Annotated in this window: 12 protein-coding genes; 10 read left to right on the plus strand and 2 right to left on the minus strand. The window is 60.5% G+C overall.

What is annotated here, in order from left to right:
• Positions 1-22 precede the first annotated feature (22 nt).
• The gene (locus GSF67_RS21825) at positions 23-373 is read right to left on the minus strand and encodes a hypothetical protein (protein ID WP_006315241.1); all 351 of its coding nucleotides are present in this window, start codon (positions 371-373) and stop codon (positions 23-25) included.
• A 394-nt stretch (positions 374-767) separates the two neighbouring features.
• On the opposite strand from GSF67_RS21825, the gene GSF67_RS21830 reads away from it, so the two are divergent.
• From GSF67_RS21830 to GSF67_RS21850, 5 genes are read left to right on the plus strand one after another with little or no spacing between them, the layout of a single operon-like run.
• Complete coding sequence (locus tag GSF67_RS21830; RefSeq protein ID WP_006315243.1) at positions 768-1,790, plus strand: UDP-glucuronic acid decarboxylase family protein; 1,023 nt, start codon at positions 768-770, stop codon at positions 1,788-1,790.
• Between the two features lies 1 nt (position 1,791).
• Complete coding sequence (galE, locus tag GSF67_RS21835) at positions 1,792-2,775, plus strand: UDP-glucose 4-epimerase GalE (protein ID WP_006315245.1); 984 nt, start codon at positions 1,792-1,794, stop codon at positions 2,773-2,775.
• Positions 2,772-4,709, plus strand: coding sequence for a glycosyltransferase family 2 protein (locus GSF67_RS21840; protein WP_006315247.1), 1,938 nt, complete (start codon positions 2,772-2,774; stop codon positions 4,707-4,709). The genes galE and GSF67_RS21840 overlap by 4 nt, the downstream gene beginning before the upstream one ends.
• A 14-nt stretch (positions 4,710-4,723) precedes the next feature.
• Complete coding sequence (locus tag GSF67_RS21845) at positions 4,724-5,227, plus strand: DUF995 domain-containing protein (protein ID WP_006315249.1); 504 nt, start codon at positions 4,724-4,726, stop codon at positions 5,225-5,227.
• A gap of 13 nt (positions 5,228-5,240) precedes the next feature.
• Positions 5,241-6,203 carry a glycoside hydrolase family 26 protein gene (locus GSF67_RS21850; RefSeq protein ID WP_006315251.1) on the plus strand — a complete coding sequence of 321 codons (963 nt, stop codon included), beginning with the start codon at positions 5,241-5,243 and terminating at the stop codon, positions 6,201-6,203.
• A 52-nt stretch (positions 6,204-6,255) separates the two neighbouring features.
• On the opposite strand, the gene GSF67_RS21855 is transcribed toward GSF67_RS21850, so the two are convergent.
• Positions 6,256-7,440 carry an AGE family epimerase/isomerase gene (locus GSF67_RS21855; protein ID WP_006315253.1) on the minus strand — a complete coding sequence of 395 codons (1,185 nt, stop codon included), beginning with the start codon at positions 7,438-7,440 and terminating at the stop codon, positions 6,256-6,258.
• 433 nt (positions 7,441-7,873) lie between these two features.
• Between GSF67_RS21855 and bcsN the strand changes: the two genes are divergently transcribed.
• The 5 genes from bcsN to GSF67_RS21880 all read left to right on the plus strand — a co-directional run bounded on the left by bcsN (position 7,874) and on the right by GSF67_RS21880 (position 16,943).
• On the plus strand, positions 7,874-8,788 hold the full coding sequence (gene bcsN, locus GSF67_RS21860; RefSeq protein ID WP_035216273.1) for a cellulose biosynthesis protein BcsN: 915 nt from the start codon (positions 7,874-7,876) through the stop codon (positions 8,786-8,788).
• Between the two features lie 94 nt (positions 8,789-8,882).
• The gene (gene bcsA / locus GSF67_RS21865; protein WP_006315257.1) at positions 8,883-11,072 is read left to right on the plus strand and encodes a UDP-forming cellulose synthase catalytic subunit; all 2,190 of its coding nucleotides are present in this window, start codon (positions 8,883-8,885) and stop codon (positions 11,070-11,072) included.
• Positions 11,069-13,552 carry a cellulose biosynthesis cyclic di-GMP-binding regulatory protein BcsB gene (locus GSF67_RS21870; protein WP_035216248.1) on the plus strand — a complete coding sequence of 828 codons (2,484 nt, stop codon included), beginning with the start codon at positions 11,069-11,071 and terminating at the stop codon, positions 13,550-13,552. Before bcsA ends, GSF67_RS21870 begins: the two co-directional genes overlap by 4 nt.
• Positions 13,549-14,604, plus strand: a complete 1,056-nt coding sequence (locus GSF67_RS21875; RefSeq protein WP_006315260.1) for a glycosyl hydrolase family 8 — start codon at positions 13,549-13,551, stop codon at positions 14,602-14,604. The genes GSF67_RS21870 and GSF67_RS21875 overlap by 4 nt, the downstream gene beginning before the upstream one ends.
• Complete coding sequence (locus tag GSF67_RS21880) at positions 14,595-16,943, plus strand: hypothetical protein (protein ID WP_006315261.1); 2,349 nt, start codon at positions 14,595-14,597, stop codon at positions 16,941-16,943. The genes GSF67_RS21875 and GSF67_RS21880 overlap by 10 nt, the downstream gene beginning before the upstream one ends.

The following is a 16,943-nucleotide window of genomic DNA, read 5'->3' on the forward strand; positions in this document are numbered from 1 at the left end:
TTCCAAGATTTCTGCCTGAGGCTCAGGGCCTCAGGAAGCAGCGGGATTTCTGCCCGAATCCGCTGGGTGAGCAGATATAGGGAGAAGAACCGGAATAGGCGTGCCGTGACACGGCGGGCGTATCCGCATCATCGGCAACAAGCGTAACGGCGGCATTGCCCGTTTTTTGATAACCGTAGGACGCCTTCGCCGGAGCGACCCGGCTCTTGATCGTGGTGGCATCGGAAGACGTGGTCTTGATGAGAACGGCGTCTTCGACAACGGAGCATGAAGCCGTCGCGAAGGTGGAAGTTACAAGTGCTGCGGCAACAAGCGCGAAGCGACAATGGTGGGCCGCTTTGCCGCTATGGGAATAAGGCATTTCATTCGTCATGTGTGTCCCCTGAAATCGACTGTCTGTCGCATCTCGCCGGGCGGTTTTGTACCCGGTGGACCGAGCCTTACAAAACCAGGATAACCCCGACTGGTTGAGCGAAGCTTGCGCTAATGCTCAATAAGAAAGGCATAATGGAGGCGTAGTTAAAAAGTATTAAATACGGGGGTTATTTTGAGTAATTTTGGGTAATCAATTGTAATATTTCGACAAAATGAAGTTGACCTGTTTTTTGTCGCGCTTATCATGAAAGTTGAAGTTTATCGAATCGAAATATTAAAACCTCCAGAAGAAGTAAAAACCGGAGGATGATATTCAAGATACCGCGCAATCGGGAGTTTGATCCAGTTTAGTTGAATCAGCCGCGCTGATTCCTCATGGGGAGGTTTGTGTAATGCGTAATTTCGTTCCCAACGATCAAGACAACGGTGCCACCATCTACTCTGAATGGAGGCCCGGGCAACGGGTTCTCGTGAATGGTGGCGCCGGTTTCCTCGGTTCCCATCTCTGTGAGCGCCTGCTGAGTTGCGGTCACGAGGTGATCTGTCTCGACAATCTGTCGACCGGTCGCACCGCGAATGTGGAGCATTTACGGGATAACAAGCGGTTTCTGCTGGTCGAGCACGATGTGCGCAAGCCCTATGACATCGATGTCTCGTTGATCTTCAACTTTGCCTCGCCGGCGTCGCCGCCCGACTATCAGCGCGATCCCGTCGGCACGCTTCTCACCAATGTGCTCGGCGCGGTCAACGTGCTGGAGGTGGCGCGCAGATGCGGTGCAACCGTAGTGCAGTCTTCGACATCGGAAGTTTACGGCGATCCCCATGTCAATCCGCAGCCGGAAAGCTATTTCGGCAATGTAAATACAATCGGGCCGCGAGCTTGTTACGATGAGGGCAAACGTAGCGCCGAAACGCTATTTTTTGATTATCACCGTTGCTACGACGTCGATATCAAGGTGGGGCGTATCTTCAACACCTATGGGCCGCGCATGCGTCCCGATGACGGACGCGTGGTTTCGAACTTCATCGTCCAGGCGCTGAAGGGCGACGACATCACCATTTATGGCGATGGCAGCCAGACCCGTTCCTTCTGCTATGTCGATGACCTGATCGACGGTTTCCTGCGCTTCTCGGCCAAACCGAAGGATTGCACCGGACCGATCAATCTCGGCAATCCCGCAGAAATTCCGGTGCGGCAGCTGGCCGATATCGTCATTCGCATGACGGGTTCGCGTTCGCGTATCATCCATCTGCCCGCTGCGATCGACGATCCGCAGCAGCGTCGCCCCGATATTTCGCGGGCAAACGAGCTGCTGAGATGGCAGCCGCGTGTACCGCTCGAAACTGGCCTGGAAAAAACCATCGTCTATTTCGACGCACTGCTCGCCGGCAGGAAAGTGGCGGAGGCCGTATGAGATGGCCCGCACAATCCTCGTCACGGGCGGGGCCGGATTTATAGGCAGCCACATCTGCAAGGCGCTGGCACAATCCGGCTTCAAGCCCATTGCTTACGATAATCTCTCGACCGGTCACGCGGATTCCGTTCGCTGGGGGCCCTTGATCGAAGGTGACGTTCTCGATGGCGCCCTGCTGAAAGCCACGCTTCGTGAATTCTCTCCGGCCTTCGTCATCCATTGTGCGGCCAACGCCTATGTCGGCGAATCCGTCGAGGATCCGCGCAAATATTATCGCAACAATGTCGGCGGCAGCCTGTCGCTGCTGGATGCCTGTCTCGACCAGAATATTGGCGGGCTGGTGTTTTCTTCCAGCTGCGCCACCTATGGCGTGCCGCAGCAATTGCCGATCCGTGAGGAAACGGCACAGATGCCGGTCAATCCTTACGGGCGCACCAAGCTGATCTTCGAAATGGCGCTGGAGGATTATGCCGCCGCCTATGGTCTGCGTTTTGTGGCGCTGCGTTATTTCAATGCGGCGGGCGCTGATCCGGATGGCGAGCTTTACGAACGCCATGAACCGGAGACCCATCTGATCCCCCGGGCGCTGATGGCCGCCGCTGCAAGGCTGCCGCAACTCGATGTCTTCGGCGCGGATTATGACACCAGCGACGGCACCTGCATTCGCGACTATATCCATGTCAGTGATCTCGCCGATGCCCATCTGGCCGCCGTCAACTACCTTTCGGATGGCGGTGAGACGCTGCGTGTCAATCTCGGCTCGGGTCACGGCACGTCAGTCGGCGATATCATCCGGGCGATCCACCGGGTGACCGGGCAGGAAGTGCCAGTGCATTTCGGCGCAAGACGTGCCGGCGATCCGCCCGCGCTCTTTGCTGACATCAGGCGCGCGGAAGAGACGCTGGGCTTCACCCCGAAGCGTTCGGATATCGACACCATCATCCGCACGGCCGGTCCCGGCTTCGGACTGGAGGTGCGGTCATGAAGACGCACTCGACGCCATCAGTGCCATCGGCCCGGGCAATTGCTGCGACCGGCGATCTGCGGATGCAGCCGGTTTTCCGCGGCTGGAACCGCATGGCCTATCGTCTCGGCATCGGCGGCTGGCTGGTGACCCTCGCCTGGTTCTGGATCTGGTGGCTCGACCGCGATCGCATCATCGACTGGCCCTATTACACGGTCGTCACGATAACGCTCGCCTGGATCACGCTTCTGCCGTCCTATTTCATCTTCATCTTCTTGAATGCGAAGGTCGTCGATCCGCAGTCGCCACTGCCGCGGGGCAGGGTGGCGATGGTCGTCACCAAGGCGCCGTCGGAACCCTTTGCCGTGGTAGAAAAGACGCTGCTGGCCATGCTGGAGCAGAAGGGGCTGGAATTCGATGTCTGGCTGGCCGACGAGGCCCCGGATGCACACACACTGAAATGGTGTGGAGCGCACGGCGTTTTCGTCTCCACCCGGCAGGGCGTCGCCGACTATCATCGCAAGACCTGGCCGCGTCGCACCCGCTGCAAGGAGGGTAATCTCGCCTATTTCTACGATCACTATGGTTACGAGCGTTATGATTTTGTCGCCCAGTTCGACGCGGATCATGTGCCTGAACCGGATTATCTGCGCGAGATCATGCGTCCCTTTGCCGATCCGGCTGTGGGGTATGTCTCGGCCCCGAGCATCTGCGATGCCAATGCCGATCAGAGCTGGGCCGCGCGTGGCAGGCTATATGCCGAGGCAAGCCTGCATGGCGCACTGCAGCTGGGCTACAATAATGGCTGGGCGCCGCTTTGCATCGGTTCGCATTATGCGGTGCGCACGAAGGCTCTGCGGGAGGTTGGCGGCCTTGGGCCGGAGCTTGCCGAAGATCATTCCACCACGCTTCTGATGAATGCCGGTGGCTGGCGCGGCATCCATGCCGTGAACGCCATCGCCCATGGCGACGGGCCGGTGACTTTTGCCGACCTCATCGTGCAGGAATTCCAGTGGTCGCGCAGTCTGATGACCATTCTGCTGCAATATTCGCGGCATTACGTGCCGAAGCTGCCCCCGCGGCTGAAGTTCCAGTTCCTGTTTTCGCAGCTCTGGTATCCGTTGTTCTCCGGCTTCATGGCACTGATGTTCGTGCTTCCGGCGGTTGCGCTGGTACAAGGCCATGTACTGGTCAATGCTTCCTATCCGGCGTTCCTCACGCATTTCCTGCCGGTTTCGCTGATCATGATCGTGTTTGCCTTTTTCTGGCGGGCCACGGGCGCATTCCGTCCGCACAATGCGAAGCTTTTCAGCTGGGAAGCCATGGTGTTCCTGTTCCTGCGCTGGCCCTGGTCGCTGATGGGTGTGCTGGCGGCGATACGGGACACGGTCCGTGGCGATTTCGTCGATTTCCGCATTACGCCCAAGGGCACGCAGGCAAAGCCGCCGCTGCCGCTGCGGGTCGTCGCGCCTTACATGGTGCTCGCAGCGCTCAGCCTTCTCGCCATGGTTCTGGCGCCGCGGGAAAACGGGGCGGAAGGTTTCTTCATCTTCGCCGCCATCAATGTGGCGATCTATGCTGGCCTGTCGGTGTTTCTGCTCATCCGCCATGCAATGGAAAACGGTTTGCCGAAGCTGCCGGCCCTGCGCGGTGGAGCAAGCGCTGCTGCCTGCTCCTTGCTGCTGGTGGCCGGAAGTGCCGCTGAACTCAGCTCCCATGCGATCGGCGGGCTGGAAGCCCTGTCGCACGGGCAACCCTATGTCAGTTTTACCGAAACGCGGTTCACGGTCGCCGGTGCGGGCGTGGAAGGCGCGAGGTCGGTACGCCTGAAACTGCGCATCGCCCTTCCGGTATTGCGTGGACCGCAGGACATGCAGGCGGAGCCTGTCGTTGTACCGCCGCCAGCGGTGGCAACTGGAGAAATATTGCTGGCCGACAATAGGGTCGGGCAATGAAGGAGGAGGCTGTGATGAGAACAACAATAAGCAAATGCGGATTCTCCGCTTTCGTACTGTGTCTTGCAATGGTTGCGCCAAGCGCCGTCCATGCTGCAGGCAGCACGAAGACGCCGAAACCGCTCAGAACCAGTGAAGTCGTGGAGATGTACTTCGACAAGACCTGGAAATGGGATACGGGCGGCGGACGCTTCATCGCCGACGGCCGTAAATTCATCGCCGCAACGGAAGAAAAAGGCAAGAAGTCCGTCGGTGAAGGCCGCTGGACCGTCGATGCCAACGGCACACTGTGCATGCGCGCCACCTGGAAAGCCGAGGCGGGAAGCGGCAAGGCCGATACCTGCTTCGACCACGGTCGCATCGGTAAGGTGCTCTACCAGCGTAAGCAGGGTGGGCAATGGTACGTGTTCAGGCACAACCCGCCACGCCCTGGCGATGAATTCCTCAAGCTCGTCCGCAAGGACGATGTAACGCCGCAGATCGCCGCCTACGACAAGGCGATGACGGCAACAAGGTAAGGAGTAAGGTGTCATGCAGATAACAAGAAGAACACTTCTGTTCGCAAGTGGTGCCGCCGCAGCCTTTACCGCCGGCATGTACCCGGTGCTCAAGCTCGACGCACAGGGGGTCGCCCCCATGACCTCGACGGGCATGAAAACATTTGCCGACAAACGTCCGACATTGCATGCGGATGGCATTCGTTTCGGCGCTTACGATCCGCACGGCGATTTCACCGGACAGACCGGGGTGGCGACGGAACATCTGTTCCTGCCCTGGGAAGATGTGGATCTCGACAGCCTGGCGCTTGCGGACGCCTATGCCCTGGAGCGCAAGCGCAACGTGCTGATCACCGTCGAGCCTTGGTCCTGGGACGTCAACTGGCGGCTTTCGTCCGACGAGTTGCGCCGCAAGGTGCTGAGCGGCGATTACGACAAGAACATGCAGGCGATCGTCGCACGCATGTCGGCGATGAAGAGCCCGCTGATCCTGCGCTGGGGACAGGAAATGGAAGACACGTCCGGCCGCTTCTCGTGGTCGGGCTGGAACCCGCGTGATTACATCACGGCCTATAAACGCATGGTGGACATGACCCGCAAGGCGGTTCCCGGCGTCAAGGTGATGTGGTCACCCAAAGGTCTTGATGGCCTGCGGGCTTACTACCCCGGCGACAACTATGCGGATCTTGTCGGCCTCTCGGTTTTCGGCCTCGAGGATTATGACAAGATCGAATATGGCGGGCCGAAGACTTTCACGGATCTGCTGCGCAAGGGCTATGGACTTGTCGAAACCTTCAACAGGCCGGTCTGGGTTGCGGAACTGGGCTATGAAGGCGGCGATTCCTATGTTCGTCCGTGGATGAACGACGTGACGTTGAAACAGGCGGATTTTCCGAAGCTGGAAGAGGTCGTCTATTTCAACGACAAGGATGTGCATCCCTGGCCGCACAATCTCGGCAAACCGGACTGGCGCGTCGTGCGCCCGGCCAAGGCTTGACTGATCTCTGAAACCGGCGAGCGGCCGATGCCGCTCGCCCGGTGGGCGAGGTTTATTGCCCTTCTGCCAGCACCGCCTCCGCCTCATAGATGGCGCAGACGATGTGATAAAACGTGCTTGCCGGTGCCGGCTCGTCGAGCATCGGCCTGTCGGCTGGCCATTTGTCGAACCACAGGCCTTTGACCGGTGTGTCGAGGAAAGGTTGCAGCGCGCCGATGGCGCGCAGGCCCGAGGCGAGGTAGCGCTGCCGTTCCTCGCCGCTCGTGACACTCGCAAGCCGCACAGCAGCCTTCAGCCACTCCGTCTGCGGCCACAGCCGCGCCAGCCCGTCATGCACTGAAAAATCATCATAAAGGCTCATGATCGCTACCTTGCGGCGCGGGCAGATGCCGTGTTCTTCGCCGATTTCGAACAGGCGCCTGGCCTTCGTAATGGCTTCATCATTGCCGCGCAGGCTGCCCCAGCGTACCAGAAGCCAGGCCCATTCGAACTGGTGGCCCGGCTCCATGATGCGGCCCTTGTCGCTTTTATGAGGCGTCCAGTCACGCTCGAAGAACTCTCGCAAGCCGCCATTGCCGCTATCGATGAAGCGTGTAAGCGCCAGATTAGCAATCTCATCGGCCATCGCCGACCAGGGGCCTTGCGGGTCCTGCGCTTCCCAGGCAAGCATCGCCTCGAAAAGATGCATGTGGGGATTGGAACAGAGCGGGGTGCGCGGCGGGTTCTCTTCCTCGAAGCCGGCGACGGGATGTCTGTAGTCGCGCTCGAGAATGGCGAGGATATCAAGCGCCCTGATGCGCATCTCGTCCTTGCGTTCGGGAAGGCTCGCGGCCGCCTGCGCTGCGGCGAAAAGCGCAAAAGCCTGATTATACAGATCGAAGGAGGGATCGATCAGCCGTCCGGTCTGGTCGGCGAGGTTGCCATAAAGACCGTTTTCAAGCCGATAGACCTTCTCGAACCAGGAGAGGCCATGCGAGAGCGCGTCTTTCCACGGTCCCTGCCAGCCATGCTGGCCGGCGGCGGCGAAACAATAGGCCTGGCGCGGCTGCACGCGGGCGCGGCGATCATCGGAAAAAATCGGCTTCGCATCCTGGCTGAGACGCTCGTAAAAACCGGCATCCGGACGCGCCGAACCCGCCTCCCACCACAAGGGCAGGGCATCTTCGTCAAGCCATTTCCGTAATGTTCCGATCTCTTCGGCAAGCGTCTGCGAAATGCTCGGAAATTGCACTGTCATACGATAACTCTCTGTTTTTACAGTTGAATTAAAAAAATGGCCAATAAAAATACGTAATAATAGACGCAAGTAGACCATGGGACATATTGCGCCGCAACCGTAAAATTATCGGCCTGACAGGATGCCAACCCCTTGGCAGCGCCGTTGGTTCCCTGTCTTTTGTGGCAGATACGGGCCGCCTCACCGATTCGCGATTCATGAAGTGTCAGAAATTACAATGCAAATTTGAGATTGCTTATTCGCAGTCCTCACGTATTTCGTAGCAATGGTCTGGTCATTAGTGATTCGGTTTCCTTTTAACCTGGGCGGTGTTGGGGAAATAGAGGGGCGCAAGGCAGTGAGATTTTCTGCCTATACTTCATTGCTGTTCTCCGTTGCGGTTCTTTCGGCCTGCAATACTCCCGCGGGCGTTCGGTCGTTCGGGGGCGCGCAGATGGCATCGCCTTCCGAAGCGCTGATTTTCCCGCCGCCCGGTGGTCCCGAAATCGTTGCCGTGGTCAATCGCACCTATTCCAACGCCGTGGCGCAGCAGGTCATCTTGCGCTCCGAGGCCACCACTCCCGGGCAGAATTATCTCAAGGCGGAGTTCTTCGGCCCCCAGCAGGCGGGCGATACCGATCGTGACGCTCTGACTTTCAAGGGTTTCAGGGCGTCTTCCGTCGCCCGGGAAATCCGCGCCGAGTTTCCGGGTGAAGCCATCGCCATGTCGGCAAATTACCTGCAGAATGGTTATGGCGCCTTTTCATACGCAGCCGGCAAGGGTCACGGCGACGATATGTGCCTTTATGGCTGGCAGGACATACGCTCGCCCGAAAGCATGCGGCAGGATTATCGCAATCTCGGACGCATCAAGGTGCGACTGCGGCTTTGCCAGTCCGGCGCAAGTGTCGAGCGGCTGCTGGCGGTCATGTATAATTACACGATCACCGGCACCTACGCTTCGCCAAGCTGGAACCCCTATGGCACGCCGAAGGCGGTGGATCAGAATCTCGGCCGGCCTGGCAACCCGGTCTATCCCATGAAGACGGACGATGTGCCGATGCGGCCGGGCGGCGAGGTGACGGCCAGTGTGCCGCCCCGGCCAGCCCGCAGCGTGACGGTCGCCGCGCCCGCGCAGCCGGAACCACAGCCGCTGCCGCCCGTTGCGGCTGTCAGTATTCCCTCGCCCACATCGGCGGGTGCGCCATCACTGCCTGCGCGACCTTCGGTGGGAGTCAGGCAGGTCGATGGTAGGCAGGTGAATAGCCATCCGGTGGAAAGCGGCCCGCAGCCATCGCAGGTTCCGCAGGTGTCCATTCCCTCGCCAGCTTGTCTCTCCGGTTCGGGAGCGGCACCGGGATGCAGGTGATCGGCGGAACCAGCGGGAAAGGCAGCGCCGAGGCGCATATCACGAAATTTCCGGGCCGAAATTCCGGACGGGGAAGAGAACGGAAAGTTTCTGGATGAACAAGGCCATCACAGTCATTGTCTGGTTGCTTGTGTCGCTTTGCGTTCTGGCCATCGTCACGATGCCGGTCAGCCTGCAGACGCATCTTGTGGCGACCGCGATCTCCCTCATCCTGCTGGCGACGATCAAGAGCTTCAACGGGCAGGGGGCCTGGCGGCTGGTCGCGCTGGGTTTCGGCACGGCCATCGTTCTGCGTTATGTCTACTGGCGAACAACGAGCACGCTGCCGCCCGTCAACCAGCTTGAGAACTTCATTCCCGGCTTTCTGCTTTACCTGGCGGAAATGTACAGCGTCGTGATGCTGGGCCTCAGCCTCGTCATCGTGTCCATGCCGCTGCCGTCGCGCAAGACGCGGCCCGGCTCGCCCGGCTATCGGCCGACGGTCGATGTCTTCGTGCCGAGCTATAATGAAGACGCGGAACTTCTCGCCAATACGCTGGCGGCGGCAAAGAACATGGATTATCCGGCCGACCGTTTCACCGTCTGGCTGCTGGACGATGGCGGCTCGGTGCAGAAGCGCAATGCCGCCAATATCGTTGAGGCGCAGGCGGCGCAGCGCCGCCATGAGGAGCTGAAGAAGCTCTGTGAAGATCTCGACGTGCGTTACCTGACACGCGAGCGCAACGTCCACGCCAAGGCCGGCAACCTCAATAACGGTCTCGCCCACTCGACCGGCGAACTCGTGACCGTGTTCGACGCCGATCACGCGCCTGCCCGTGACTTCCTTCTGGAAACGGTCGGCTATTTTGAGGAAGACCCCCGGCTCTTCCTGGTGCAGACGCCGCATTTTTTCGTCAATCCAGACCCTATCGAGCGCAACCTGCGCACCTTCGAGACGATGCCGAGCGAAAACGAGATGTTTTACGGCATCATCCAGCGCGGTCTCGACAAATGGAACGGCGCGTTCTTCTGTGGTTCGGCCGCCGTGTTGCGGCGGGAGGCGCTTCAGGATAGCGATGGTTTCAGTGGTGTCAGCATCACCGAAGATTGCGAAACGGCACTGGCGCTGCATTCGCGCGGCTGGAACAGCGTCTATGTCGACAAGCCGCTGATCGCCGGTCTGCAACCGGCTACCTTCGCAAGCTTCATCGGCCAGCGCAGCCGCTGGGCGCAGGGGATGATGCAGATCCTGATTTTCCGCCAGCCGTTGTTCAAGCGTGGTCTCTCCTTTACGCAGCGTCTGTGCTACATGTCGTCGACGCTGTTCTGGCTGTTCCCATTCCCGCGGACGATCTTCCTGTTCGCGCCGCTGTTCTATCTGTTCTTCGATCTGCAGATTTTCGTGGCTTCGGGCGGTGAGTTCCTCGCCTACACGGCAGCCTATATGCTCGTGAACCTGATGATGCAGAACTATCTCTACGGCAGTTTCCGCTGGCCATGGATTTCGGAACTTTACGAATATGTGCAAACCGTTCACCTGCTGCCGGCCGTGGTTTCCGTGATTTTCAATCCGGGCAAGCCCACTTTCAAGGTGACGGCGAAGGATGAATCCATCGCCGAGGCGCGGCTTTCGGAAATCAGCCGGCCGTTCTTCGTCATTTTCGCGCTGCTGTTGGTGGCGATGGCCTTTGCCGTATGGCGCATCTACAGCGAACCCTACAAGGCGGATGTGACGCTCGTGGTCGGCGGCTGGAACCTGCTGAACCTCATCTTCGCGGGCTGCGCGCTCGGTGTCGTCTCGGAGCGCGGCGACAAGTCGGCGTCGCGGCGCATCACGGTCAAGCGGCGGTGCGAGGTCCAGCTTGAGGGCAGCGATACCTGGGTGCCGGCTTCCATCGACAACGTGTCGGTGCACGGCCTGCTGATCAATATTTTCGACAGCGCCACAAACATCGAAAAAGGCGCGACGGCCATCGTGAAGGTCAAGCCGCACAGCGAGGGCGTGCCGGAAACGATGCCTTTGAACGTGGTGCGAACGATGAGGGGTGAAGGCTTCGTCTCAATCGGCTGCACCTTCTCGCCGCAGCGCGCCGTCGATCACCGGCTGATCGCCGACCTGATCTTCGCCAATTCCGAACAATGGAGCGAATTCCAGCGCGTGCGCCGCAAGAACCCGGGGCTCATCCGTGGCACGGCGATCTTCCTGGCGATTGCGCTCTTCCAGACGCAGCGGGGCCTTTATTATCTCGTCCGCGCGCGTCGGCCCGCTCCGAAAAGCGCCAAACCTGTCGGAGCCGTGAAATGATCGGCCGCAGACCCATAAGGGGTTCTCTGACAGTATTGATATGCGCGGTTGCCACGGGTGCGATGGCGCAGTCCTCGCCCTTCGATATGACGCCCGAAAGGCCGGCGCAGACGTCACCCGCACCGGTGCCGCCCGCCATTCCGCCTGCAGCGCCGCCGCCGCAACCGCCTGTCCAGGTGCCCGCTCCGACGCCGGGCCAGCCCTCGGCTCCGCCGCCCTTTGCGGTCCAGCCCGCGCCGCAACCCCCGGCCGCTGCGCCATTGCCGGCCACTTCGGTTCCTCCTCGGCAGGAAGGTGCAAGACCGGCTCCGGCTCCGACCTCGTCGCTTAATGCGGACAGCCGGCGCAGATATATCCTGCCCTATGAAAAGCTCAGCCTTTCCGGTGAGATTGATCGCCGGCAATGGAGCATCTATCTGACGCCGGAGCAGGCGAATGCCGCCGTTTCGCTCAATATCGGCTATCAGAATGCAATCGTGGTCGCGCCGGAAAGCTCGAATTTTCAGGTGAGCCTGAACAATGTCGCGCTGGATGCGGCGCGGATCGAAGCACCTGACAGCGAAGGCAACGTCTCCCTGAAGATACCGCCCGGCGTCTTGCAGGTCGGCTCAAATGTCGTGACACTCGGTGTGCAGCAACGCCACAGAACCGATTGCACGATCCAGTCCACTTACGATCTGTGGACCGATGTGAACCCTGCAAATACCTATATCGGCTTTAATTCGGATGTCGCCGGCAGCTTTGCAAATATCGACGACATTCAGGCAACCGGGCCTGATGGCAAGGCGATGACGGCGATCGAGATCGTTGCGCCGGCGCTTGGCAATCCGGCATTTGCGGATTCTCTCCTGCGTCTTTCACAGGCGCTGGCGCTCAGAACCCAGATGCCGAACCAGACGATTCGTTTCGTGACCGCCCCTTCCACCGAGCGCAAGGCGGGCACGCTGACGGTTTTCGTCGGCACGGCTCGCGAGATTGCCGGTGTGGCTGGAGCGCTGCCGCCCGAGGCATCGGCGGGGGCCTTTGCTGGTTTTGGCAATGCCGGTCCCGGCAATTCCTCGCCGCTTTTTGTCACCGGCCCGACGCCGCAGGCGGTGCAGTCGGCCATCGAGACGCTGTTTTCCTCGATATCGCGCACACCCGGTGCCCAGAGAACGACGTTTTCGACCCGCAGCTGGCATGCGCCGGATGTGCCGCTTGTCATGTCGGACCGCCGTATCGCGCTTTCCGAACTCGGTCTGCAAAGCACCGAATTTAGCGGCCGGCGTTTCCGCAATGAATTTTATGTCGGCATGCCCGCCGATTTTTACGCGTCTGCCTATGGTGAGGCTTCTCTTCTGCTTGATGCAGCCTATTCCTCGCAGGTCTTGCCCGGCAGCCATGTCGATATCTACGTCAATGACCAGATCGCCTCGACCGTGCCGATATCCAACAATGGCGGCGGCATTTTTCGACATCTGCCGATCAATGTGACGATGCGGCATTTCAAGCCGGGGCCGAACAAGGTGACCCTCGAGGCAGTGCTGATGACGGCGCAGGATCAGGCCTGTGCCCCCGGCGCACCCGCCAGCGCGACCCCGCGTTTTGCCCTGTTCGACACATCGGAACTTCACATCCCCAATTACGCCCAGATCGGCCGCAAGCCGGATCTCGCCGCGATGGCGGGTGCCGGCCAGCCTTACCGGACCGGCGGGCCGGTTGCCTTGTCGCTCGACCGTTTCGACACCGACACCATGTCGGCGGCAGCCACCTTGATCAGCAGGCTTGCCAGCGTGGCGGGACATCCGATTGATATCGAGACCGTTGCCTCGCCGCTGGTGATCGGTGATCGCGATGCGCTCTTTGTCGGCACGATCTCGCAATTTCCGCAGGCGCTGATCAGCCAGTTCAATCTCGTTCCGTCCAGCCAGATATCCTGGAAAATGGGAACCGGCGTGCAGGTCCCAGCCCAAAACAGCGACACCCTGTTCAACGACTGGCGGGAGCGGGTGGATGGCGGCATCTGGGAGGGCCAGGTCTCCTCCTTCGAGGAGTGGATGAAGCGGAATTTCGATCTGAGCTCGGATACGCTGCGCTTCCTGCCGGCGGCTGAACAGCCCTATGCGCCGCCCGGCAATGTCTCCTTCATGCTGGCACAGGGCCTCAGCCCCTCCGGCGAGGGGGTATGGACACTGGCGACCGCGCCGACTTCAGCGGAACTTCTAGATGGCATGCAGGCTATGACGCGGGAAAACCGCTGGCGCGACGTCACCGGGCGTGTCGCCGCTTACGATGCCGCAGCCGAAAAGATCGAAACGGTGGAAGTGGAACGGCCTAATCTTTATGCCACCCGGGCATTTTCACTCTCGAACTGGAGGCTGATCGCCGCCAACTGGCTGTCTTCCAACGTTCTTTCCTATTCGCTGGCATTCATTGGTTTTGTGTCGCTGCTCGGTTTTGCCACCTTCGTAATGCTGCGCATGATGGGGCGGCATCGATGAAGAGCGGGATTTCGAAAATTGCCGGTATTGTCTGCCTGTCGGCCATGATGCTGTTTGCCGGCCTCTCCCTCAGCCGCGCGGCTTCGATCCCGCCGGACGCATGGGCTGCCTATAAGGGCGCGTTTCTCGATCCCGGTGGCCGGATCATCGATACCGGCAACGGCAATATCAGCCACAGCGAAGGGCAGGGCTATGGCATGTGGCTCGCCGTGCTTGCCGACAACCTGTCCGACTTCGAGCTGATCTGGAGCTTCACCCGCACCGAATTGCTGGTGCGCGATGACGGGCTTTCCGCCTGGAAATGGGATCCGCGCACCAGACCGCATGTCACCGACATCAATAATGCGACGGATGGCGACATCCTGATCGCCTATGCGCTGGCGCTGGCGGCCGGGCAGTGGAACCGGCAGGATTATGCCGAAGCATCGGCGGCCATCGCCTCCGTCATCCTCAAAAAGACCATGGTGCACCGTGGCGGGCGCACGCTGCTTCTGCCGGCCGCCAGCGGTTTTGGCGAGGGCGATCGGGCCGATGGGCCGGTGGTCAATCCGTCCTATCTGATTTTCGAAGCCTTTCCGGTGCTCAATCTCGTCGCGCCGTCGCCGCTCTGGAAAGCGGTGGCAGATGATGGGGTGGCGCAGATCGGCGCCTTCGCGTTTAGTGACAGAAAACTGCCCGCCGACTGGGTATCGGTGAAGACGAAGCCCCAGCCGGCATCGGGATTTCCACCGGAGTTCGGATATAATGCGGTGCGCATACCTCTCTATCTTGCAAGGGCGAATATGGGCTCGCCTGAACTGCTTTCGCGCTTGAAAGACGGCATGACGCTGGAAAGCGGCGCTGCCGGGACGTTCGATCTGAAGAGCGGCGCGGTGAAGGACGTGCTGTCCGATGCCGGTTATCGCATCATACCGGCGCTTGCCGCCTGCATCGCCGGTGGTCCCGCCGTTTCCGCCGAACTTAAAAATTTCCAGCCAACACTTTATTATCCTTCCACATTGCATCTTCTGGCATTGTCGTTTCTGGCAAGGAATAACGGGGAATGCCGATGAATAAGCCACTGTCGACCTCGGCTCTCATCCTGCTTCTGATTGCGCTTGCTGCCTTCCACTGGCGCGATAATATTCTCGGACGGGTGTCGGACGTGCATACATCGGCGGTCGGCGATAACCGGGCGACACCGCGCATTTCACCGGCGGCCGATCCGGCGCAGATCAGTGCTTTCGTCAAAAACCGCGAGATGGTGCAGGCAACGACGCCCGTCACGACACCGCCGGTCACCGTTCCGGCAAGCGATCCGCTACCGGTGATGCAGGCTGGCGGGCAGGCGCCGCAAATGCAGACGGCACAGGCCCCGCGTACGCCGCAGCCCGCATCGGCCGATATGCCTGAAGTCGATCTCAGCGCGCTGCGTTATTTCGCAGCCCGGGGGGATACCCAGCGGCTTCAGGCCGAAATCGCGCGTCTTCGCACGCTTTATCCCAACTGGACGCCGCCGGCCGATCCTCTCGCCATTCCCGAAAACGGCGACCCCAAGCTCGACGCCATGTGGCAGCTTTATACCGATGGCCGTTATGCCGAAGTGCGCAAGGCGATCGCCGATCGCCAGCAGGCCGAACCCGGCTGGCAACCACCCGACAATCTCATTGGCATGCTCTCGCTTGCCGAAGCCCGCCAGCGGCTCGTCAATGCGTCCGATCTCAAGCAATATTCGGCGGTCGTGGATACCGCTGCGAACAATCCCGCCCTGCTGACCTGCGGCGAGGTCGATGTCCTGTGGCGGGTCGCCGATGCCTTCGCCAATAGCGACCGGATGGGACGGGCGCGCGACGCTTATCTTTACATCCTCAACAATTGCACGGCCGCCAGCGACAGGCTCGCGACGGTGCAGAAGGCATCCGCACTTTTGCCGGCGGAGATGATGGGCGAGTTGCTGGCCAAGGAAAAACCGGGTGCCGACGGTCAGCTGGAATTCGAGCCGGTCAAGAACGATCTCGCCCGACAGTTCGTGGCAAAGGCCGGAGAAAAACCGAAAGAGGGCGAAAAGGAAGGCGTCACCGTTCCTTCCGCCTATCTGATGCGGCTTGAAAGACTTGCCGAGACCGACAAGCTTGCAAGTGACGCTCTGCTGCTCGGCTGGTACAACATCCGCCAGAAGAACATGGCAGAAGCGGAAAAGTGGTTCCGCAAGACGCGTGAGGAAGAAGACAGTGCTTCGGCCTCGCAGGGTCTGGCGCTGGCGCTGATCGACCGTAACGAGCCGCGTGAGGCCGAAGACGTCATGTATAAATGGCGCACGTCATCAGATGATGCACTCGCGACCTATCTTGCCGCCACGGCCAATCTTCTGGCCCTGCAGCCACCGATCGTTCTGCCGCCTGACGTGCTGCAGCGCATTGCCGGGGAAACGGTGGCGCGCAAGGATGCGGCCACCGCGCAGCAATTCGGCTGGTATTCGCTTGCTTTCCGGCAGACACCGCTTGCTTTGCAATGGTTCAGCACTGCCCTTGGCTGGAAACCCGATGATGAGCCGTCGGCCTATGGCATGGCCGTCAGTTATCACGATCTGCGTAATCTGGCCGGTCTGCGTGGCATACAGCAGCAATGGGCGAGCCGCTCTCAACGTATTGCCGATGTTGGCACGGCGCGGATGGTGGATCAGTCCGGGCAGATTGTTGCCCCCGTGAGCACACCGCCCCTTACCCAACAGATGACGGCGCCCGCGCCGACCTATGCGCCGCAGGGCGGAACGGCGATGGTCTATGACCAGCCTGTCGTCCAGCAGCAGCCCGAACCTTCGCGCAAGCAGGCGCGCCGGCCGGTGCAGGCGCAAAGGGAAACCAGCGCCGCCTCCCGTCCACGCTCCTGCGCGGCCTATCCCGACCCGCAGCGTCTGCCGCCGCAACAGGCGCTCGATCTCGGCTGGTGCCTGATGGAAACGAACCGTCCGGCAGAGGCTCTGAAAGCTTTCGAATCCGCGATTGAAGGCGGCCAGTCGACGGTGAAAAGCGACGCGGCCTATGGCCAGAGCCTTGCTTATCTGCGCATGGGGCTGACGGACCATGCAGCCGTCTCGGCAACGAAATCGCGCATGGATCGCCCGCGTGCGACCGAATTGCAGGTCTCGATCCTGGCCGACAGGGCGGTCTCCGCCTTCCAGTCGAAACGGTATTCGGAAACGCTTCTGCTGCTCGATCAGCGGGCGCGGTTGGCAGACGAGCGAACGGACCTGATGGTGCTGCGTGGCTATTCCTATCTTGCCATGCGCCGGTATGGCGAAGCGGCCCAGATTTTCGAAAGCCTGACAGCCATCGGAAATCAGGACGGCATCAAGGGGCTGGCGGCCGTGCGCTCGGCCCGACCGAGCAACGGCCCTCAGGGCGGTGGCTGA

It is taken from the genome of Agrobacterium sp. CGMCC 11546 (assembly GCF_013365515.1).
Classification (GTDB): domain Bacteria; phylum Pseudomonadota; class Alphaproteobacteria; order Rhizobiales; family Rhizobiaceae; genus Agrobacterium; species Agrobacterium fabrum.